The following is a 22516-nucleotide window of genomic DNA, read 5'->3' as shown; positions in this document are numbered from 1 at the left end:
TTCTCTCATTTTCTCATTCTCTAATTTTCTAATTACAGTCGGTTCTTCTCTTCTTCTCCCGCTCCTTGTCCTTTATACTTGCTTTGGGTGGTGTTGAAATTGTAACTCAGTCCTACTTTAAATCCAAAATTGCTGTAATTCTGAGCAGTACTATTGCTAATATACGGATTTTGTACGCGTGTGTGCTCATTGAGACCGTTATAGGGGTCAAAAACTACAGCATACACCGTAAGCGATTGGTGGAAGAACATACGGGCAACCCCTACGACTATTCCGCTCATATCCTTGTAGGCGTAAGCTTCTCGGTTTGAACCTTTGCTCGCATAGGTAAACAATGCCAAAAGCAACCAATTTTCAGTAGGAGTAATTTGGTTCATCATTTCTACCATAAACCTACCTTCATTGGTGTAAAACACATTACTTGCAAAAGGCTTTCCATAAGTAAGGGTGAGTTTAGGCATCCATTTGCCTATTTGGGTTTGAGCATTGAGTACGCATTTCAGTACGCTAAAATCGTCGTAATTGCGAAGGGTTTTCTCAACGGCATCGGGATTGATGCTTGAGAGTTGGTAATCGGAATAGATACCTTTGTGAATATTCGAATAACTTACCGAAGCCGAAATAGGACCATAAGTAGCCAAGGCATTCCATTCATCAGTAAGCTGAGGCACAATATATGGGTTTCCGTGATTGTACAAGAAAGGAGAACTATAAGTGTTGTAATCGCTGAGCTCATAAAAAGCCGGACGTTTAATTTTGCGTGCATAACTAAAGGTCAGTTGAGTTTTATCCCAAGGGAATGCGATAGAAATATTGGGTAACCAATCGCGGTAGGTCTTGCTTTTTACGGGGCTTTTTTGTCCGTTTTCGTAATAACCAAAGTCGGCGTACTCGTAACGCGTACCGAGTTTCAAATTCACTTTTTTAATAGGGTAAGAGAAACTCACAAAACCAGCCGAACGCGTTTCAGTATTCTTAATATCCGAAGCGGAAAGCACATTATCGGTATAGTCCTCAGTGCGATGCAGGTCGCTTGCCTCTACGCCATAGTTTATAGCGCCCTTACCAAGGGTTTGTAAGAAAGTAGTTTTGAGTCCCCACCAATCGGAAGCAGCGTCGGAATGGGTATGCACATTGCGAGAGGTTGCACTGAGGAGGTTGCGCTCCACAACATCGGAAGTGTTATCGGAACGCTGACCGATATAATCTACATCGGTTTGCAGTTTCAGTTTATCGGTGAGTTTACCTTCGTAATAGGCATTAATGCCTAACTTTTTATCTTGGCTAAAGCGGTCGTATTCATTGAGCCCTTTGGCTGTAAGAAGATTATTTTTGAAGGTAGCGGTTTCTTGGGTGCTAAACCTATGCCCTACCCAAGGTTCTACACTCCCTCTTACACTTGCGCCTATGGAATGTTTGTCCGAAATCTCGTGAGCTACCCCTATTTTAGCATTTATTCCTTTGGCATTACTCCTGTTAGTTTCGTCGCTTGTCACGCGCCAATCATTGCTTTGGGTATGCACTTGCAAATCCTGATAGATGTCGGCATTTTTCTTGTTGAAGTTGTTGAAGTTGCCTATAGTAGTAAACCAGTCGGTTTTGCCTTTGCGATAGTTGAGACTAAGCCAAGTAGTTATTAAGGCTCCTTTTTTTAACACATAATTTTCATTTTCAACCGACCCACTCAGTCCATCGCCTTGTTTCTTTTTCAGTTTGATATAAATTACTGCACCCACCGTATTATCGTGTTCCGCACCAGGTTGGGTTTCCAGCTCTATGCTCTCAATATCTTTGGGCGATAACTGATTCACCTCATCTAAATTGCGCACCCTGCGGTTATCGATGTAGAAGATAGGATTGCCTTTGCCAAACACCTCATAACCTCCACCGGTGTAGGAAGTGCTCACCCCAGGCAAGAAGTTGATAAGCATTTCTGATTTGGGTAGGTTCTGCAAGGTCGATTGCGCCACATTGGTACTGATGCGCGTACCCTTTTGTTCTAATATCGGGCGATGAGCTGTTAGCACGACTTCTCCTAACTGATTGGTAGCAGGGGTCAAAACAATGGTGCCCAAGTTGCTCCCTGAGGGCGTAAACACCTCTGTTTGATATTCCAAATGCGTAATTTTGATAACCACCTTTTTACCCTCAGCGGCATTGGGTAGTTCAAAAACACCTCGCTGATTGCTTATTGCCCCTTTTACGAGGGTAGAGTCGGGGAGAGTCATTAGGAGCACATTGGCAGCACTCACAGGCTTTTTTTCAGTATTCAACAAGGTTCCTTTAAAAGAAGATTGTGCAAAGCCATTTACCGTTACTGTCAATAGCAGTGATAGAATAATCTTTTTCATTGTTTGTATGGTTTTTGGTTACTAAATGTAAACTATTTAATTTCACGGCACAAAGATATAACAAATAAAAGTATTATGCAATACAAAGTACCATAAAAATAGCGTTATAATGTCATTATTTTTTCATTACGCTGATTATCAATTATCTTTTCTTGATTATTTTTTAAAGAAGAGAGCTAATATCTTTCACTTTCTGCTCTATAAACGAAGAATTTTTGAAAAGGTTGGAATAAGAGAGAAGTTTTTGAACAATAAGGAAGTAAAATGATGAATGTTATAAATAAGCAAACGACTGAGATGGGAACAAATTATAGGTTTCTTTTATATCCTTAAGACATATTGAATGCTACTACATAATATGTTTTTCTTTTATGAGTTCCATATACTTATTATATAAAAGTATAAAAATCTCATCTATCAAAACTAATATTGCATATCTATAAAAATAATTATGCCACAAATACTCTTCTGAGGCAAGAGTATCCAAATCCGGTAAATTACGTTGATAAGAAGTGGTATTATGCGCACAACGATTACGCTCTTTATATACTATTTCCTCGTAATCTTTCTGTAAAACACTTTCAAATAGTTTTACCCCCCCTGATTTTTTGTCTTTTGCGAGTATTTGCTTTTCTGAAAATTTATTCTTTATACCTTTATCAAAGTTTTGGAAGTCCTTTTGTAGCCAAGAACTAAAGTTACTATACTTAAAAATATCTTTAATATCTTCTATTACCCTATTAATTAGATTAACTTTTTCATTATCTAAATCTCCTCCAAGACTTTTTATTCGTTTAACTAGGTCAGTATAAATTTTGTTTTTCGCTGAATATTTAGAACACTCACCTAATTTATCTTCATTTTCAAGAAGTCTACGGCGGTATTCATAATCGTGGGTGGCTATTTCCCAACAGATGCACTTTAACTTTTGTTCTTGTGCCCCTGTCATTTTTAGAAAAAGGGAAGGCATAATATAAGTATAAAGAGGTTGTGTTTCGATTCCGTTCCCAATGGCACGGCTCACATTCACTCCTTCAATAAGAATTTCCTTGATGGGAGTTTGAATAAAATCTGTATGAATACTATGATACATAATTACTATATATATTGATAGATTCCTCTATACGTTCTCTAATATTTCCTAATCTATTGCTGTTTTTCGTATAATATTCATTACCCTTTTTGTCATTTATTTTACTAATCACCTCTTGAGGTAGATTAGTAATATCTTCTTTTATTCGTTTCCCCATAAAGACTACATAATAAATTAATCCAAACAACCAATAGTCTGCCTCTATCCAAGAGAAAAAAATACCTTCTTCTAGCTCCTTTTGACCTTTTAGTTTCAAAACCACTTCTCTTAAGTTGGAAAACCGTTCTTTCCAAGTGTCTTTTAGAGTTTCATTAAATTTAAATTTATCAAATTTTCTTTCTCTTTGTTCCTGCTCTAGCCCTAATATATATGAAACATAATCAGCATAAAAACTCTCTCTTGATTTGTAAGAAGAATAACCAACTAAAGGTGTGTCTCCTACACATTTTTGAGATAAAATGGATAAGTATCGTACGAAATCTATACTATTATTTTGGAGATCTTGCTTGATTTTCAAACCACATAGAACATCTTTGCCTTCACTAGTTTTTCCTTCAAAAAATGAGGTATATTCTTGATTTTGATAATATAAAGACTTACGGCTCTCTATATTAGAAAGTTTTTTACCGAAATAGTTCATGTTTCGGAATAATTTAGAGAAATATCCCTTAACCTTCTCATTATTAGAGTTATTAAAAACAGGTACTACATAAGAGAAACCTATAAAATGTTCTTCCCAAAAATTATTTTCAGAACCTATAATATCTTCAATGTCTAATTCATTGTATTTTCCTTCTTTTCCTAATCCCTCTTGAATCTTTTCTTTAGTAGAACCATATTTTAACAACTCTTGAAAAGTCCAACCGATAGATTTATGTGATGATACATTGCTTTCAGAAGGGGTATTTTCAGAATCTTGAGCACTATCATCTTCACTGGCTAACTTTTCAGCTTCATCAAACTTACTTTTATTAGGGAAATAACCTATAAAACTGAGTAATATTGATGTTAAACGTTGTTGCCCATCAAGAAGAAGGTTTTTAGAATCTTCATTTTCTTTATACAAAGCTATTGTTACGGGCTGTATAAACTGACCTTCTTTTATTGATTTTATCAGTCGTTTTAGGTCTCTCTCATCCCAAACAAATGATCTTTGATAGTCAGGAAGAATAATATTTTTCCTTAAAAGTAAATTTATCCAATGTCTTAAGGTGTATTCACCATAATATGTTCTGTTTTTTATCATTTTTTAACACTAATTTTATATCCATTTTATGTTAGCTCGATATAAAAAGTGATTTTTACAACTATGTTTGCAATATAAATTGTAAATATTAAAATCTGTATATATCGAAATATTATCAATATCAAATGAATTAATCATAGATTCTGTTCTACAATAAAATTCTTTATTAATGTTTATTACATCCTTCCTTTTGGCAAGAGATAAACGGGAGTTAGACCTTTAATTCTCTAACCAGCCTATTCATTGTTTTCTATGGTTTTGTAGGCTTCGATGATACTGCGTACCAATGGGTGACGCACAACATCTTTGTCGTCTAAGTGGAGGAAGGCGATACCCCGTACTTTTTGAAGGATAAGCATAGCTTCTTTAAGTCCGGAGGAAACTTTACGAGGTAGGTCTATTTGTCCAGGGTCGCCGGTAATCATAAACTTGGCATTACGCCCCATACGGGTGAGGAACATCTTCATTTGGGCGTGGGTGGTGTTTTGTGCCTCGTCAAGGATTACAAAAGCGTTGTCTAAGGTGCGTCCGCGCATAAAAGCAAGAGGGGCAATCTCGATGATGCCAGCCTCAATAAAAGCGTTGAGTTTTTCGTGCGGAATCATATCGCGCAAGGCATCATAGAGGGGTTGCATATAGGGGTCGAGTTTCTCTTTGAGGTCTCCAGGAAGAAAGCCGAGATTCTCGCCTGCTTCCACTGCCGGACGAGTGAGAATAATCCTACGCACTTGTTTTTCTTTAAGAGCTTTTACGGCTAAGGCAACGCCCACATAGGTCTTACCCGTACCGGCAGGTCCTACGGCAAATACCATATCGTTTTGGTGCATCAGCTCTACTAATTTTACTTGATTGGGGGTTTGCGGACGTATGATTTTGCCATTCACGCCGTGCACAATGATGTCCTCTTCGCGCACTTTTTCGCTCTTCTCAGTACTAGTAGCCGAAAAAATACTATCGATAGTGCGCTCGTCTAAGCGATTGTATTTTGCGCAATAGGCGATAAGCTTTTCCATTTGTTTCTGAAAATCTTTTAGCAAATGTTCTTCGCCAAAGGCTATAAGTTTAGACCCCCGTGCTACGATTTTCAGCTTCGGGAAGAGCGTTTTGATGTATTTGATATTATTTTCGTCTTCGCCACAAAACACTTGGGCGCTCACGTCAGTAAGTTCTAAGTTTAATTCGTTCACTTTATTTAGTTATCAGTTAAGAGTTATGAGTTAAAAGTTTTGGCAAAGATATGAAAAAATTGTCAATTAGCCAATTTGTTAATAACCAAATCACTCGTTAGATAAGTCCGCCCCCTCTGCCCTGTCCAACAGCTCTCCCTGAGTCTCTCTCTAATTTACTAATTCTCTCATTTCCTAATTTCCCCTTTTTCGTCCCTACATTCCCCCTTTGAAGGTAGCCATCGACAGCTGGGTATGTGTAAAGGGGAATGTTTCATTATTTTTTCCGTCGCTACATTCACCCTCTCCTTGGGAGAGGGACGGGGTGAGGATTCCCTTTCTTTCGCCTCGAAACCCCATTTTCTCCATTTTTTGCATTGCTGTATTATACTATGAGTCAACCACTTATATACCCTTTCTATACCAATCGTCCAAGATTCGTATAAGCTTCCTATAAGCTCTCTATAAGCTAACCCCACCCTCCTTATAGCCTTTTTTCACCAAAATTCCTCTTAACCTTCTTCCGAACTTTTCCGTTTCTTTGCGGTATACACTTTGCCAAAGTTTGAAACTTTGGCAAAGTTAATCCCCTCCGTTGGCACTTTTCTTGTAGCTCGCACCCCATTTCCTAATTTCCTCATTTCCTAATTCTCTAATTTTCCAATTTTCTCATTTTCCAATTTTCTCATTTCCTAATTACTTCTTACCTTTGCAAAAAATATTAAATAAGATGAAAAAATTAGTTTTATTTCTTACCATTTTGTCCGCTTTGCTATCAGCCTCTTGTAGCAAAAGCAACTCCGATGAACCTACCCCTTCCCCTTCCGATAAAAAGATACTTACAGGTACCTTCATACAGCTTTTTGAAAAAGGTGATTGGAGCGAGGCTCAATGGGACAATTTTTTAGGCGAAATTAAAGACTTGGGTATGAATACCCTCATCGTGCAACACATAGGATATATAAATCCTTCTAATAACCTCACTTGGTTCGATTCAAACAATAACTTTACTACCACCAAAATTAAACCTACCCTACAACGAATCCTTGCCTCAGCTCAGCGTAAAGGCATAGAAGTGTACATAGGCTTGCTCTTTGATGAAAGTTATTGGCAACATCAAACCGATGCGTCGTGGCTACAAACTCAAGCCAATTATTGTATTGCTATTGCTGAAGATATCCAACGCCAGTTTGGTACTCACCCAGCCTTCAAAGGGTGGTATATCCCACACGAACCCGAGCCTTATGCTTATAATACCGATGATAAGATAGCCCTTTTCAGAGAGAAATTTATAGACCGCATCTCTAATCGTTTGCACCAGCTGAATAACAAACCCGTTTCAATTGCTGCCTTTTGGAATAGTGCACTTTCGTCTCCCGAACAGTTGCAACACTTTATGGCTGAACTCGCTAAGAGTAATTTAGAAATCATTATGTTACAAGATGGGGTAGGGGCACAACACGTAACCCTCAACCGCCTTGCTGAGTACTACCAAGCGGCTGAGCGCGGACTATTTCAGGAAAACAAAAACTATAAAGGCGTATTTTGGTCAGACCTCGAAACTTTTGCCTCTCCTAATGGTCAGGTACCTTTTCATCCCGCCACTTTCGATAGAGTCAAACAACAACTCACTACCGCCTTCTCCATTCCCAAAGTAACCAAAGTAGTATCTTTTGCATATTTTGACGATATGTACACCCAAAGTCCCAAAAAAGCCCAAGCCGATGCTCTACGTGAAGCTTACAAACAGTTTATTAAATAAATAATACATAATTATTAATGTGAATCAAGGGTTGAGAAATAATTATCTCTGATTTATAACTTCATAGTCGCTTTTTCGTCACATCTCCCCCTTTGGAGGAAGCCAGCGAAAGCTGGGTATGTGTAAGGGAGGAGATTTATAATCAATTAGTTAATTCAACTCTTGATTGGTATTTAATAATAAGGATATCAAAAATCCGTGAAATTTGTGAAATTCGTGTGAGACTTAAATAAGCAGTTTACCGCGTTAATATTAAATGCGAACACTGTAGCTCCTAATTTGCTAATTTGCTAATTATGTCGTACCTTTGCACCCAAAATCAAATTTACATATGAAGAATATTTTTATCTTTACAGCAATGGCTCTTACCCTAAGCCTTACTACAGGGTGTAAAAAGGACGATGGTAATAACGAACCTTCAGTACCTCAATTACAATTTAGTGTTAATAAAGTGGATATAGAGCTTACTAAAACGGCTACTATTACTTTCACAGGTACGCTCAATCCTACTGATAAAGTACAGATTGAAAAAGCTGAAGTACTTACTCAAAAGGGTGAAATAATTAATAACACCTTGACTTTTATTGCCAAAAAAATAGGTACAACAAAAGTAAGTATAGTTACTGATAAAAAGCAAGAACGTGGTAGTTTTCAAGTAACTGTTTTTTCAAAACCTCTTTTCATTGATCAAATAGCTCATAAGGCAGATATCCCTTATTACAAAACCAATATTACTGAGGTAAGTGAGTACAAAAAGCTTATTGAACAAACCATCACCGAGTACAATACCTTGCTCACCACTATCGAAAAACATCCTCAATATCCTAAGGATAAATACAAATATGCTACACAACATAGCACTTGGGTAGAAGGAACAAGAATCTCAAAAGGAGCCATCCAAAATTATGGTGATAAAAAAAGCACTATCGACTTAGCCGAAGCCAAAAAAACCTATGAAGATTTATACCAATATGGAGTAGTATATGCACATATAGAACTGATGGCACGCCAAGCTGAGGGCTATCGAGTGAAATATCCTACTAATACCGAAATAGAAAACTTTATCAAAACTACTTTCGATGGTTTATATGGAACCTTAGAAGGAAATAATCACTTCATAAAATCAACAAATGAAGAAATTGTAGTGAACTTCAATAAAATTATAGACATCGTCAATAAATTAAATACTCATAACTAAAATGAAAATAGTCATAGGGAATGACCACGCAGGAGTCGATTATAAAAAAGCTATTGTAGCTTTTTTGGAAAATAAAGGAATAGAAGTACTCAACTACGGCACCGATACTTCTGAAAGTGTAGACTACCCCGATTTTGGTCACGCCGTAGCCAAAGCCTTAGAAGAAAACAAAGCCGACCTTGGTATTGTGATTTGCGGTAGTGGTAACGGCATCGCAATGACCGCCAATAAGCACCCTCACATTCGCTGTGCAGTCTGCTGGACAAAAGAGCTCTCTGCTCTTGCTCGTGCCCATAACAATGCCAATGTACTGAGCATTCCCGCCCGCTTTACCGCCATTGAGCAAGCTGTAGATATAGCCAATACCTTTCTCAACACCCCTTTTGAAGGCGGTCGCCACGAAAGAAGAATAAAGAAGATTTAAATCGCATTTGCGTCGCTACACTTTGCCAAAGGTACGACTCGCACCTTTGGCAAAGTTAATTATAATCAATTGCTTTTAGTTATATTGTAGGGGCGATTGGCAAATCGCCTTCACAAAACAAAGCTTCTCGGACAGGCTTTTTTTGAAGAAGTAAATAATACTTTGTTAAATAAAAAAGATTTTATACTTTTGCCAAAAAATAGTAGTATTATGAATACAATCACATTACAAGCAACTATCAATGAAGCTGATTTCCCTACTTTCTTAAGTTTGTTCGAAAAGTTCAAAGTAAAAACCGTTCTTTTGAGTAAAAAAGAAGGAAAAAAAACATATCCTATTGAAACAGCTATTCCTAACGAGGAAACACAGAAAGCTTTTCAGGAAGTGAAAGAAAAAGGTCACCTTATGAAAAGATATAAAGATGTTAGACAGCTTTTTAAAGATATAGATAATGAACAGCTTTGAAGAAGAAGAAATAATTTTTGATGTTGTAGCAACTGTAGCTTTCAAAAAGGACAAAAAAAGATATAGCAAAAGCTCTAAGAAGATAGAAAAAGTTAGTGTAATTGATATTTTACAGAGAAAAGGAGTAGAAGGCATTCCTAATGAAATGAAACCTCATTATCTAAAAGGGCAATATAAAGACTGTTTAGTATGCCATATAGAAGGAGATTTTCTTATTATATGGATACAAGATAATGAAGAAAAAGTAATCTATTTGATGAGACTTGGAAGTCATTCTGAATTATTTAAGTAGAAAGTGTCCTTGCAGACAAGCACTATTATCGGCACTATAAAAGCGAATTATAAGCCCCTTCCTTTGCGATGGGGCTTTTTTTAATATGAATAATCATTGGTTAGAACGTACAGAGCTTTTAATTAAACAACAAGGTATTACCACTTTGCAAAAAGCCCATATCCTCATTGCAGGCTTAGGGGGCGTAGGCTCTTATGCTGCCGAATTTGTAACTCGTGCAGGCGTAGGAGCTCTCACTATTGTCGATGCTGATACCGTTTCCCTCTCTAATATCAACCGCCAGTTGCCCGCCCTTCATTCTACGATAGGGCAAGCCAAAACCGAAGTGATGAGAGCACGTCTTTTGGATATCAACCCCGAGCTGAAACTCACCGTCATTCACGAATTCCTCACCCCTGAGCGCGCTTGGGAAATCGTAACGCCCGACTTCGATTATGTCATCGACTGTATCGATAGTATTACCCCTAAGCTGAACCTTATTCTTGCAGCTAAACGCAAACACGTAAAGCTCGTGAGTTGTATGGGCGCCGGAGGTGCTACCGATGTTTCCCAAATAAAAGTAACCGACCTGATGAAAACGTATAACTGTCCGTTGGCAAAGTTTATTCGCAAACGGCTCAAAAACGAGCGTATTCACTCAGGTATAAAAGCCGTATTCTCTTCCGAAATTGTCTCTAAGGACTCTATGCAACGCACCGAAGGTCTCGACTATAAAAAGTCTTTTTATGGTACCATTAGCTTTATGCCAGCCGCTTTTGGGTTACACGCTGCTGCTACTGCGGTAAATTACCTATTAGCAAAACAACAAAATAAAGAAAATGTTAATTTATAATGTGAATCAATATTTGAGAAATGATTGTCTCTGATTTACAATTTCATAGTCACTTTTGCGTCACATCTCCCCCTTTGGAGGGGGCTGGGGGGAGGTTATCTCTTTGAGGAAGCCAGCGAAAGCTGGGTATGTGTAAGGGGGGGAGGTTTATAATCAATAAGTTAATTCAATCCTTTGTTAAAACTAAGTAAAGAAAATCATCAACTATAATACAATCAAGTGATTTTTATTTATAACAACGCTGAGGTATGACTTTCTTTAAAACTTAAAAGTCCTTTTTTATGTTGATTATGAAAATCTTACATTTCTCAGTTTCATTTATTTTCTAAAAAAAATTGCTTTTTTTAAAAAGAAAGCGTATTTTTGCCCCAAATATACAAAGTTCGCTGTTTGATGAGTGATTTAAAAAAGTTGGTAGCGTTATTAGAAGAGAAAGCCATTGTCTTACAGAGCAAATTCAATAGTCTTAGGGAAGAAAATGGCAAGCTAAAACAAACCATTGAAGAACTTCGCAGTGAGAAACAGTCGCTTGAAAGCACTATCACTACACTGAAAGAGAAGAACGAAACACTCGCCATAGCCAACCGTATATTAGGCAGTAAAGATAATAAAAGAGAAACTAAATTGAAGCTCAATACGCTCATTCGCGAAATCGATGCGTGTATCACTCAGCTTACTAAACAATAGCAATGGAACAGGACGGATTGAGAATTAAACTTTCGGTAGCCGATAGGTTATACCCTTTAACCATTGCTCCACAACAGGAAGAGGGTTTTAGAAAAGCCGCTAAAAAGATAAACGATATGATTCAAGATTTTGAAACCGTTTATGAACTGCGCGATAAACAAGATGGTTTAGCAATGTGCGCTATCGCTTTGGCAAGAGAAATAGAACAAGCCAAACTCAACGAAACGCACGAAGATGAATCCCTCAAAGAAACCTTAGCACAGGTGTACAACGCCTTAAACCAAATAGGTTAAAACACGTTCCTTTACATAGAAAACTTACTGCCTATATTGATTGTCCTTTCGGTAAACTCAACATTAACATTTCACAAAAGGGAGAGTTACAGCGGCTAAAGCGTGCCGGTCTTCAGTTGCCGGATACTTGCCCCACTGAGTATCCCTAAACCTGTTTTTCAGAGTTTTACGTGAAACATATTAATCAATATAGGCATTTTTTATATCAATATTTTATTTTTTAAACAACAAAGATGGATAGTACAGTTATTATAAGTATTGCAGTTTTTATCATTGCCCTTTTCATAGGGTTTGCTATCGCCAAATCGCTGGAAAAGAAGAACGCCTCTAAAATCATTCTCAACGCTAAGAATGAAGCCGACGTTCTTCTGAAAAACGCTAAAGCTGAAGCTGAAAATATCAAAAAAGACAAGATATTCCAAGCAAAAGAGAAGTTCCTTGAACTAAAAGCTGAACACGAAAAAGCAATCACTGCCAAAGATAAAAAAATGGCAGAGGCTGAGAAGCGTATACGCGATAAAGAGTCGCAAGTATCTAATGAATTGGCACAAAATAAGCGCCTAAAAGATGAGTTGGAAAAGAAAACAGAAGAAGCCGACTTTCGCTTGCAGACCCTCGACAAAAAGCAAGAAGAAATAGACCGCCTACACAAAAGTCAGGTACAACAATTAGAGGTTATTTCAGGCTTGTCTGCCGAAGAAGCTAAGAAGCTACTCACCGATTCATTGCGCAGTGAAGCCCAAGCCGACGCGATGGCTTATATCCAAAATACCATTGAGGAAGCCAAGCTCACTGCTCACCAAGAAGCGCGCAAAATCATCATCAACACCATTCAGCGTATAGGCACTGAGGAAGCAGTAGACAATTGCGTATCGGTATTCAATCTCGAGTCTGACGAGGTGAAAGGTCGTATCATCGGTCGTGAAGGTCGCAACATCCGTGCCCTCGAAGCAGCCACAGGGGTCGAAATCATTGTAGACGATACCCCCGAAGCAATTATCCTCTCTTGCTTCGACTCGGTACGTCGCGAAATCGCACGTCTTTCTTTGCACAAGCTCGTAACCGACGGGCGTATTCACCCTGCACGTATTGAAGAAGTGGTGGAAAAAACTACCAAACAAATAGAAGAAGAAATCGTTGAAATAGGTAAACGCACCGTGATTGACCTCGGTATTCACGGACTGCACCCCGAGTTAGTAAAATGTGTAGGACGTATGAAATACCGTTCGTCATATGGGCAGAACCTCTTGCAACACTCGCGCGAGGTAGCCAAACTCTGTGGAGTAATGGCAGCCGAGTTAGGCTTAAATCCTAAACTTGCCAAACGTGCCGGACTCTTGCACGACATCGGTAAAGTACCGCAGATAGAAAGTGAGACTCCTCACGCACTCCTCGGTATGGAATGGGCAGAGAAATACGGCGAAAAACCCGAAGTGTGCAATGCTATCGGGGCACACCACGACGAGATTGAGATGACCTCCTTGCTTTCGCCTATCGTACAAGTATGCGATGCTATTAGTGGGGCTCGTCCCGGAGCACGTCGCCAAGTACTCGATTCGTATATACAACGTCTCAAAGATCTCGAAGATGCTGCTTTCACCTTCCAAGGAGTGAAGAAAGCCTATGCAATCCAAGCAGGTCGTGAGTTGCGTGTAATCGTAGAAAGCGAAAGAGTAACCGACGATAAAGCCGCAGAACTATCATTCAACTTATCGCAAAAAATCCAAACCGATATGACCTACCCAGGTCAAGTAAAAGTAACGGTAATACGTGAAACTCGTGCTGTGAATATTGCGAAGTAAAGTTATATGAATTATATACAAGACTACCTATATCAAATTATTGCTACTGCTATTTTCCTTTATGTTACCTGTAGCTCTACGCCTCCTAATGCCATAGCTTACAGTACGGGCAAGGTAAGTCAACGTGATATGATAAAAGCAGGTTTTGTATTGAATATTCTTAGTATTATCTTTATATCAGTAGTAGCCTACTACTTTTGGAGATAATAGTTAATGATTAATGATAATAAAAAAGCGGTCTACTGACCGCTTTTTTATTTCAAATTTGTTTGAAATCTCTTTATTGTATTGGCAATTAATCATTGTTTTACCAACCTGGGTTTTGTTGCCAGTTGGCTCTACCTTGTTCATAGAGAATGTCACTTGGAGAAAGTGGCCAAACCATTTTATAATTCCCTGCAGGGATATTAAGCTGATAATACTGGTCAGCAGGGTCTGAAACAATAGCACTGAGGTTCTGAGGGGTACCACGCACTACACCCAAATTCCAACGCTTGATGTCTGCCATACGGAAGCCCTCGAAAGCAAGTTCGCGGTTGCGTTCGTTTTGAATCTCTGCCCAAAGGTCGGTATAGGTTACACTACCGATACCACGAGCGGTGCGCAATCTGTCTAAGTAGGTTTTAGCATTAGTTTGATCGCCGTTTTTATACGCAGCTTCAGCGGCTATGAGGTATATTTCAGCAATACGGAACACCTTAGGACGGTGCATATAAGTAGACGAACCATTGGGTGTTTGTTTTAGCAAAGGGTTATCGGGGTATTTATTCACCAAATACAAATCGTTGAAAGTAGCACTACCATAGTTAGCGAAAAGTTTTTTGATATAAATAGACTTACGGTAGTCGTTGTCGTTATACAAATTTACGAAATCTTGAGTAGGTATTGCTTTTGGCAAATACTTTATCTCAAATCTACGCAATCTGTAGTTCCATTCTCTTTGGTATCCTAAATAGACATCGTTAGCTGAAGGCAATTCGGCAGTATTACCTATATCATATTTAGCATAGAGCTGTACGATACTTTCTGCTGTATCATCATCTTTCCATACCTTTTCTAAATCACTACTACTACTCACTAAGCTATAACGACTACCAATAATTGAAGTAGCTGTGGCATAAGCCTCTGCCCACTTGCCTCTATAAAGCAATACACGTGCCTTGAGTGCTGCAACTGCATCTTTGGTAAACTTCTCTGACCCTAAAGCACCTGTTACATCACTAAGGCGAGTTTCGGCTTGTGCTATATCGGCCAAAATAAAGTCATAAGTCTGTCCTACTGTACTTCTGTTAGGAAAATTGTTGATAGTAGGCCCGCTTAGCAAAGGCAATCCATAAGCTGAAGCCTCGTCGGTAGGGCAATAATGCGTAAGTAGATAGGTGTAGTAATAAGCACGTGCCAAATACAATTCGCCCATATTGTGCTTTATCTGTGCCGCATCGGTGCGGTAATTTTCTTGGGGAATAGTAATAGTAGGAATCCCCTCTAAACCTATATTTATATTTTGTATTGCCCCCCAATAGCGTTGCCAAATAGCAGCTGTAGCTGCATTATTGACAGTAAACAACGTCCAGTTTTGAAAGTTTGTAATTGTTTCGTTAGTACCGTCTCTTAGAGCCATATTCAGGAAATCAGCTTGCAAGTCGGTAGCATACATTGCACTTCCGTATATGTTTGTACGCAACTTACCATACATACCATTCACCCAAGATTGAGCATCTTGTACGGTTTTAAAAGAGTTAGCTTGGCTCAAATCTTCATAAGGTTGTTGGTCGAGGTTGAAACAGCCGGTAAAGAACAGAGGAGCTACTACTAAAGTTATTATTTTATAAATCTTTTTCATTGTTTTACATTTTTAAAAATTAACATCTACCCCTAAGGTAAATTGACGAGAAGGAGGATAGCCACCTGATGAAATAGCATTATTGTACTCAGGGTCTGCACCTTCGTATTTGGTAAGCGTAAAGATATTACGAGCGGTAGCATATAAGCGTACTCCTTCAAAGAAATTCAATTGTTTGATAACTTCTTTCGGGAGGCTATAGCTAAGGGTAATATTTTTCAAACGCATAAATGAGGCGTCTTGTATCATACGCGCATCCGATGAATTTACGAAAGTGGTAGTGTTTATCTTAGGGTGGCGGGTGTTATCACCTGGATTTTTCCAATAGTCTAATATTTTTCTACTTAGGTTGTGATCGCCAAACTGATCAGGATTTTCGGTGTACTTCATATCGTAGTTCCACTTATATTTTTCCAACGAAAAAGAGAATGCCATATCGAGCGAGAAAGTTTTATAGCTGATATTCCAACCGAATCCACCATTGATAGGGGCTTGCATTTTCTTGCCTGTGGTTTGTCCTAACTTACTTGAATCGTAAGTAGTTGTTACTCTATTATCATCAGTTACTTGCTCCATACGGTCATCACCTGGTATGTAATACTCCATTTGTCCAGTAGTAGGGTTCACGCCTTTGGGGATAACGGCTGCCCATTCAAGGGCACGACCTAATTTATACCCTATTTCAGAAGAAGGAACCACATTAGAGATTTTATTGCCAAAAAGAGCGGTTATTTCTTGCTTGTTATAGTTTACGTTAAAGTAAGGACGAATGCTCAAGTCTTGATTTTCACTTCTGTAGACTACTGATGAGAAGGTGAAGTCTATCCCACGGTTGCGCATACCCCCTGCATTGTCAAAGAATTGATTTTGCCCTGAAGTACTATTGAGCTCACGACTTGAAATCATATCGTAAGTTTCGCGGTCGTAGTATTCTATATTGAAAGAAGTACCTCTATCAATCACAATATTAAGCCCTACAGTAGTTTTGCGTTGCTCTTCCCAACGTAGATCAGGATTACCCAAGCTACCTACTGTATAAGCTGTTTTACCTTGATAGAAATTGTCTGGTTTTACGGTAGTGATATGTTTGTAGCCTCCTAAAGCATTTCCTGAAAGCCCTGTGCTGAAGCGCAAATTGAGGTCTGAAAGCCATTTTACATCTTTCAAAAAGTTCTCTTGTTTGAGTTTCCACATCGCTCCTATTGCCCAGAAGTTACCGTAGTGGTTGTTCTTACCAAAGGCTGATGAACCATCACGGCGCATTGATAGGTCTACGAAATAACGAGTGTTATAAGAGTATTCCACTCTTCCGAAATAAGAATTGAAAGTACTTACAGTCTTTTGGTCTTCTATTCTTTTATCTTTACTACCGTGTCGGAGCATTGTTAGCCCTTCTGAAGGTTGTCCGAAAGTAGTAGCATCTAATTGTTTACTGCTATTTTCAACCGACTCTTGTCCTAATAACACATTGAAGCTATGTTTTTTGTTTTCTCCTAACAGGAAGCGATATTCTAACGTGTTAGTAATTGTTTTTCTGAGTGTACGACTGTTAGACACTGAAGTGTAAGGATTAGGGTCATCGAAAAACTTATAATCTATAAACGAAGGTAATTCTTTTAGTTCTGATTCGCCATACCCGTATTGTATCCCTCCTTGTGTTTTGAATATGAGGTTTTTAATAGGCTCTATAGAGACGAACCCCGAAGGCAAGAAGTCATCGGAGAAAGAGTTGCTAGGGTGTGTTTCGGCATAGTAGTCGGGGTGGTAGAAACCAGCTGAACGACTGGTGATGCCAGGGATATAGTTTTTACGACGGCCATCTTCGTAAGTAGGACTGTAAAGTGGCAAAGCTATCACCTTAGGGGTGTTGAGGGTAGAACCTCCTTCGCGCTCGGTATGTCCTGCTGCAAATGAGAAGCCTGTTTTTAACCATTTAGTGATTTGGGTATTGATACTACCATTGACAGTATAACGACGGTAATCGCTGCGAGGTGCTGTAGAACCCTCTTGGCTGAAGTGCCCAAACGACAAATAATAAGTACTATTATTAGTACCTCCTGAAATAGAGACATCAGTACGTATCAACGGTACAAAATCTCTGAAGAAAACCTTATCCCAACGGGTATTGTAAGGATTATCGGCTAAGATTTTTTCTGCTGACTGTCTCGCTACATCCTTGCTTGAACTGAACTTACCTACAGCCAAGTTTACTGCTTCAGGATTTTTTTCTATCCAAAAGTCCATATACTCGCGTGGGGTCATCATATCGTCAAAAAACTTACGACTGGCATTGGTAAGCGCTGTAAAACCGAGTTGGTGACTGATAGTTACGCTTGTACGCTCGTTATTACGTCCTTTTTTGGTAGTGATGAGTATCACTCCATTGGCGGCACGAGCTCCGTAGATAGAGGTAGAAGCCGCGTCTTTAAGTACCGTAATACTCTCTATATCGTTAGGGTTGAACCTGCTCATCACACTACTGCTTACGGCTATTCCGTCCATTATATAGAGAGGTTCTTGGGTTCTTTCACCTCGTAGTGCGCCTTGAAAGTTGTTATACCCGTGGATAAGGATATCGCTATTGCTACCTGGGCGACCAGAATCGCTGGTTACCACTACCCCTGCTAATCGTCCTTGTAAGGCATCGGATACGCTGGCTACCGGAGCGGCACTCACATCTTTACCTTGTACTTGTGCCACTTGTGCAACGGTGCGGCTGGCGAGCTTAGGAGCTCCATAGCCGGTAACCACCATCTCTTCAAGCTCTTGTACATCTTCTTTAAGAACTATGTCTAATCGTTTGGTGGAGGCGGTTATTTTTCTCTCTACTGTCTTCATTCCTAAGGTCGAAAAACTCAACGTTTCTCCCACTTTGGTTTGGATAGTATAATTCCCGTCCATATCGGTAGTGGCACCGTGCTGGGTACCCTTGATTAATACCAATACACCTAATAAAGGCTCACCTTTTTCATCTTTTACAGTACCTGAAACCTCTATGTTCTGTGCTGTAACACTAAAAATTACCAGCAAGAAGAGAGCCCAAGAGTACAACAATCTCAGTTTTGTCATCTATATTTAATTTTGCGCAAAAGTAGTAAAAAGGTTTCAATAGTACAAGAGTTTTTAACACAAGTAAATACATTTGTTAATTTTTAATGTTTTAGGACTCTTTTATTAGGATTTTTAACCGTCTTATCCGTTGTATATTAAATATTGTTTTTGTACCTTTGCCTCGCTGTAAGAAAACCGCCTAAATGTTTCTTTATGTCGAAAAAACTATTGATAGCTCTTGCTGTTCTATTATGCCTTGCGGGCATTGTTTTTCTATTCTTCAAAACTACTAATCAGGAGACGTATACCTTCGTAGAGGATATTGATAAAGAAACTCCTCAGGACTACATAGGTTCGGCTTCCTGTAAGCAGTGTCACCTAAAAGAGTATAATGAATGGACGCTCTCCGACCATTACAAGGCAATGCAAATCGCTAACGATAGCACCGTACTCGGCAATTTCAATAACACTACCTACACCGCCGATGGCATCACTTCTCGTTTCTTCAAGCGCGATGGCAAATTTTTTATCCATACACAAAGCGAAGATGGCTCTTACAAAGACTATGAGGTATTGTATACCTTTGGTTATTACCCCCTACAACAGTATATTACCGATTTTCCTAACGGCAAAAAGCAAGTCTTCCGTCAGTCGTGGGATAGCCGCCAAAACAAGTGGTTTCACCAATACGCAGGCGAGGTGATTCCCCCCGATGATTACCTGCATTGGACGCAAGCAGGACAGAATTGGAACCTAATGTGCGCCTCTTGCCATAGCACCAACCTGCAAAAAAAACTCAACCCTTATACCGACTCCTATCACACTACTTATAGCGAACTCACCGTAAGTTGTGAATCCTGCCACGGAGGGGCTAAAACGCACGCCGAGAGTAAGGGGAAAACTCGCACGTTTGTTCTCGCCTCGCAAACCCAAGAACTCAATGCCTGTATGCCTTGCCATACGCGTAGGGGAGAGGTAACCCAGCACCACGCTATGGTAACAGAGGTAATGGACGAATATCTGCCTGAAGTGCCCGTAACCGACCTTTATTTTCCCGACGGACAAGTATTAGGTGAAAACTATAAATATTCGTCTTTCTTACAAAGCAAAATGTATCACCAAAACGTGCGCTGTACCTCTTGCCATTCGTCTCACACAGGCAAGCTGAAAGCCGAAGGTAGCAAAGTGTGTTTGCAGTGTCACGCGCCTAAGTACGCTTCTCAGGCACACACTTTCCATAAGGACAACCCAGCCGAAACCGATTGCCGTGTGTGCCATATGCCTACCCGCACTTATATGGGCAACGATGTGCGCCACGACCACAATTTCTACGTCCCTCGTCCCGATTTGTCTGCTCAGTACGGCACACCCAACGCTTGCAATGCTTGTCATACCGATAAAACCGCTGGGTGGGCAGCCGAGGCTGTTGCCAAGTGGTACGGCAAACAGCGCAAACCGCATTTCGCCGAAAATCTTATTAAAGGAAGTAAAGGAAATATCACCGCACTCAGTAGTCTGTTAGAAGACAAAACAACTCCCGCCATTGTGCGTGCGGGAGCCATTCACTATCTGGGCAATCACCCTTCTGAAAAGAGCTTTGCGCTTATTAAAAAAGAACTCCACAATCCCCACCCACAAACGCGTTATCGTGCCGTGGTGGCTATTAGCGAATATCCTCTGAATCTCTATGAAAATGATTTGTTGCCCTTACTTACCGATAAGGTGAAGGCGGTGCGTATGCTCGCGGCTAATGCCTTGCTCACCCAAAAAGGATTAGAGGCTTGCAGGGTCTATAACCGATTTGAACAAGCACACCAAGAGTACAAGGAGTTTGTGCTTTCACAGTCCGATTTTCCATTAGGAAGTGCTACGGCAGGCGACTATTTTGTGAAGATAAACGATACCGATAACGCCATTCGTTTCTACGAGCGTGCTCTGCTGAAAGACAAACAGCTGAACTACATTCGCCTAAATCTCGCCGTTCTTTACAGTGGCAAAGCCCAAAACGACAAGGCAGAAAGCTTCTTAAACGAAGCCTTGAAGTACGAACCCAAAAACGCCCAAATCTATTACGATTTGTATTTGCTCTACAACGAACTTGGGCGCGAGGCAGAAGCCAAAGCTGCGCTTAGTAAAGCCAAAGCCTTAGGATTTAAGAGCAGGTTTTAATCCTTAAAGCATACCGCTTACAACACTCCTACCGCTCACAACCAGCCCTTCTCCGCTTCTTAATCATTAACCATTAAACATTAATCACTAATCATTAAATCCTAATCGGTATATTTTTTGCAATGGTCTTGTTACTATGAAAATACAATTAAAACGCGTATACGAAGCAGAAAGCCCCGATGACGGCTTTCGTATCTTAGCCGATAGGCTTTGGCCTCGTGGCATCAAAAAAGAAGCACTTCATTTAGATTTTTGGGCGAAAGAGGTAGCTCCTTCCACAGCTTTGCGCAAACGCTATCATCAAGACGGCAAATTCGAAGATTTCAAAGCAGATTATACCCAAGAACTCTTGGTAAACCCCGCTTTTGCATCTTTCTTAGAGATGCTTAAACCTCATAAAGTAATCACCCTCCTCACCGCTTCTCAGCTTCTCAGCTGATTGAGAGAAGTGCCCTCCCCATACTCAAAGAGGCAATCTCCAAAACCCCCTAAAAACCTCTTAAAATAACATTAGCCGAGTATGTAACTATCAATAGTCGAGTGTGTGTATAGAAGAATATTTTTCCCCACATTACCTCCGACTTTCCGTCACTACATTCCCCCTTTGAAGGTAGCCAGCAAGAGATTTTCATCACATTTCCTTCGTCATTCGTCTCTCGTCATTCGTCATTTCTTCCCTTTTCCGTCATACTCCCCCTAGTGCCTATGGCCTAAGGCCTAGTGCCTATTCCCTTTTCTTTCGCCTCGAAACCCCGTTTTTACCATTTTTAGCCTTGTTGTATTATACTATGAATCAACTACTTATACACCCTTTCTATATCAATCGTCCAAGATTCGTATAAGCTTCCTATAAGCTCTCTATAAGCTACCCCCACCCTTCTTACACCCTTTTTTCATCAAAAATCTTACCTTCCTTCTTCCGAACTTTTCCGTTTTCTTCCGAACACTCCTAACAGTCTCAACACGTCGCTTTTTCATCTCAAACTTTGCCAAAGTTAATAGCCCGTCGTGCTACGACTGCCTGTGCGGCTCGCACTCATTTTCTCATTTCCTAATTTCCTCATTTTCTAATTCTGAGATTTACGCCCAACCCACATTCATTAACATAAAAAAACAAATGGCAAACTTTGTACAACTACAAAATCTACCATTTGTTCCTGTGTATAACCAAAATGTTCATTTATTAGCTTTACAATATCCTAAAACAAAATCTTCTATCAAAACAAAAAAGACCTTATACATAGTGTTTCCTATCTTAATATCCGTCTCCTTGTCATTAGGGAAAAAGTCTTTTACCCTCACATCATTTAGGGTAAGTGTAGGTTTGTTGTGAATTTTAAAACCTACTTCTTTGGCACACCACGTCATTGTAAGTTTCTGAATGATGTTATGAATCGAGTAATTCGCTGAGCGATAATTCCATTGAGTGAATTTATGTGCAATACGCAATATTTTCTCTCGTTTCTTCTCAATATCCACCCCCACAGGTTTATTACTTATCATCACCACAACCTTATCAAACGAATGACTAATCGAAATAAAATCTTTTCCCTTTAAAAAAGGCTTCCCGTAAGCATTGTAATGCAAAGAATTGGGGGCGTGTCCTAACTGAGTTAGCAATAAACGCGTAGCTAAAAAGTTCTTTTTAGCCCTCTCATTGCTAATGGCATTGTAACTCTCCTTTTGTTCAGGAGTAAGAGGAGTTTCTTCTTCCAACACAGCAAGCTCCTCCCTTACCTCCCAAATGTACAAGGTGGTTTTTTTATCTACTTTTATGGTGCTCTCTAATGGCATATATAATTCCCCTCCTAATTTCGCACAAAGGTACTGAAAAATTCTTAA

17 protein-coding genes and 2 pseudogenes are annotated in these 22516 nt (G+C 39.5%); 12 read left to right on the top strand and 7 right to left on the bottom strand.

What is annotated here, in order from left to right:
- Window positions 1–32 precede the first annotated feature (32 nt).
- The 4 genes from HMPREF1528_RS01180 to HMPREF1528_RS01165 form a co-directional block, all read right to left on the bottom strand.
- Complete coding sequence (locus HMPREF1528_RS01180) at window positions 33–2351, bottom strand: outer membrane beta-barrel protein (RefSeq protein WP_016478293.1); 2319 nt, start codon at window positions 2349–2351, stop codon at window positions 33–35.
- Between the two features lie 349 nt (window positions 2352–2700).
- Window positions 2701–3444 (bottom strand): hypothetical protein, encoded by a 744-nt coding sequence (locus HMPREF1528_RS01175; RefSeq protein ID WP_016478291.1) that lies wholly within the window; start codon window positions 3442–3444, stop codon window positions 2701–2703.
- Entirely contained in the window at window positions 3434–4690 is a 1257-nt protein-coding gene (locus HMPREF1528_RS01170; protein WP_016478290.1) for a DUF262 domain-containing protein, read from the bottom strand. Before HMPREF1528_RS01170 ends, HMPREF1528_RS01175 begins: the two co-directional genes overlap by 11 nt.
- A 236-nt stretch (window positions 4691–4926) precedes the next feature.
- Window positions 4927–5877, bottom strand: coding sequence for a PhoH family protein (locus HMPREF1528_RS01165; RefSeq protein ID WP_016478289.1), 951 nt, complete (start codon window positions 5875–5877; stop codon window positions 4927–4929).
- Window positions 5878–6586: 709 nt separating this feature from the next.
- Here HMPREF1528_RS01165 and HMPREF1528_RS01155 point away from each other — a divergent pair.
- The 10 genes and pseudogenes from HMPREF1528_RS01155 to HMPREF1528_RS01110 all read left to right on the top strand — a co-directional run.
- Window positions 6587–7618, top strand: coding sequence for a DUF4434 domain-containing protein (locus HMPREF1528_RS01155; protein ID WP_016478287.1), 1032 nt, complete (start codon window positions 6587–6589; stop codon window positions 7616–7618).
- A gap of 331 nt (window positions 7619–7949) precedes the next feature.
- Window positions 7950–8816, top strand: coding sequence for a GAG-binding domain-containing protein (locus tag HMPREF1528_RS01150; RefSeq protein WP_016478286.1), 867 nt, complete (start codon window positions 7950–7952; stop codon window positions 8814–8816).
- 1 nt (window position 8817) lies between these two features.
- On the top strand, window positions 8818–9240 hold the full coding sequence (rpiB, locus tag HMPREF1528_RS01145) for a ribose 5-phosphate isomerase B (RefSeq protein WP_016478285.1): 423 nt from the start codon (window positions 8818–8820) through the stop codon (window positions 9238–9240).
- Window positions 9241–9450: 210 nt separating this feature from the next.
- Window positions 9451–9705, top strand: coding sequence for a hypothetical protein (locus HMPREF1528_RS01140; protein ID WP_016478284.1), 255 nt, complete (start codon window positions 9451–9453; stop codon window positions 9703–9705).
- The gene (locus tag HMPREF1528_RS01135) at window positions 9692–9997 is read left to right on the top strand and encodes a type II toxin-antitoxin system YafQ family toxin (protein ID WP_016478283.1); all 306 of its coding nucleotides are present in this window, start codon (window positions 9692–9694) and stop codon (window positions 9995–9997) included. Before HMPREF1528_RS01140 ends, HMPREF1528_RS01135 begins: the two co-directional genes overlap by 14 nt.
- Before the next feature lie 85 nt (window positions 9998–10082).
- Window positions 10083–10829 carry a ThiF family adenylyltransferase gene (locus HMPREF1528_RS01130; RefSeq protein WP_016478282.1) on the top strand — a complete coding sequence of 249 codons (747 nt, stop codon included), beginning with the start codon at window positions 10083–10085 and terminating at the stop codon, window positions 10827–10829.
- A 393-nt stretch (window positions 10830–11222) separates the two neighbouring features.
- Window positions 11223–11516, top strand: coding sequence for a hypothetical protein (locus HMPREF1528_RS01125; protein WP_002674144.1), 294 nt, complete (start codon window positions 11223–11225; stop codon window positions 11514–11516).
- A gap of 2 nt (window positions 11517–11518) precedes the next feature.
- Window positions 11519–11809, top strand: coding sequence for a cell division protein ZapA (locus HMPREF1528_RS01120; RefSeq protein WP_009410520.1), 291 nt, complete (start codon window positions 11519–11521; stop codon window positions 11807–11809).
- Window positions 11810–12042: 233 nt separating this feature from the next.
- Window positions 12043–13611, top strand: coding sequence for a ribonuclease Y (gene rny, locus HMPREF1528_RS01115; protein ID WP_002674146.1), 1569 nt, complete (start codon window positions 12043–12045; stop codon window positions 13609–13611).
- Between the two features lie 55 nt (window positions 13612–13666).
- Window positions 13667–13818, top strand: a pseudogene (locus HMPREF1528_RS01110) (anion permease); the annotation flags it as partial.
- 100 nt (window positions 13819–13918) lie between these two features.
- Here the strand turns inward: HMPREF1528_RS01110 and HMPREF1528_RS01105 are convergent.
- Together HMPREF1528_RS01105 and HMPREF1528_RS01100 are read right to left on the bottom strand one after the other, a co-directional pair.
- Window positions 13919–15454: a RagB/SusD family nutrient uptake outer membrane protein gene (locus HMPREF1528_RS01105; RefSeq protein ID WP_016478280.1), complete on the bottom strand. Its 1536-nt coding sequence runs from the start codon at window positions 15452–15454 to the stop codon at window positions 13919–13921.
- A 12-nt stretch (window positions 15455–15466) separates the two neighbouring features.
- A complete protein-coding gene (locus HMPREF1528_RS01100; RefSeq protein WP_016478279.1) occupies window positions 15467–18523 on the bottom strand; it encodes a SusC/RagA family TonB-linked outer membrane protein in 3057 nt (1018 codons plus the stop codon).
- Window positions 18524–18718: 195 nt separating this feature from the next.
- Between HMPREF1528_RS01100 and HMPREF1528_RS01095 the strand changes: the two genes are divergently transcribed.
- On the top strand, window positions 18719–20674 hold the full coding sequence (locus HMPREF1528_RS01095; RefSeq protein ID WP_016478277.1) for a multiheme c-type cytochrome: 1956 nt from the start codon (window positions 18719–18721) through the stop codon (window positions 20672–20674).
- 136 nt (window positions 20675–20810) lie between these two features.
- A pseudogene (locus tag HMPREF1528_RS01090) lies at window positions 20811–21166 on the top strand (DUF488 domain-containing protein).
- 684 nt (window positions 21167–21850) lie between these two features.
- Here HMPREF1528_RS01090 and HMPREF1528_RS01080 read toward each other — a convergent pair.
- Window positions 21851–22468, bottom strand: coding sequence for a 4'-phosphopantetheinyl transferase family protein (locus HMPREF1528_RS01080; protein WP_009418518.1), 618 nt, complete (start codon window positions 22466–22468; stop codon window positions 21851–21853).
- Between the last annotated feature and the right edge of the window lie 48 nt (window positions 22469–22516).

The organism is Capnocytophaga sp. oral taxon 336 str. F0502, assembly GCF_000411575.1.
GTDB lineage: Bacteria > Bacteroidota > Bacteroidia > Flavobacteriales > Flavobacteriaceae > Capnocytophaga > Capnocytophaga ochracea.
Note: the sequence above shows the minus strand (reverse complement) of the source record. Positions and strands in the feature narration are given on the sequence as shown.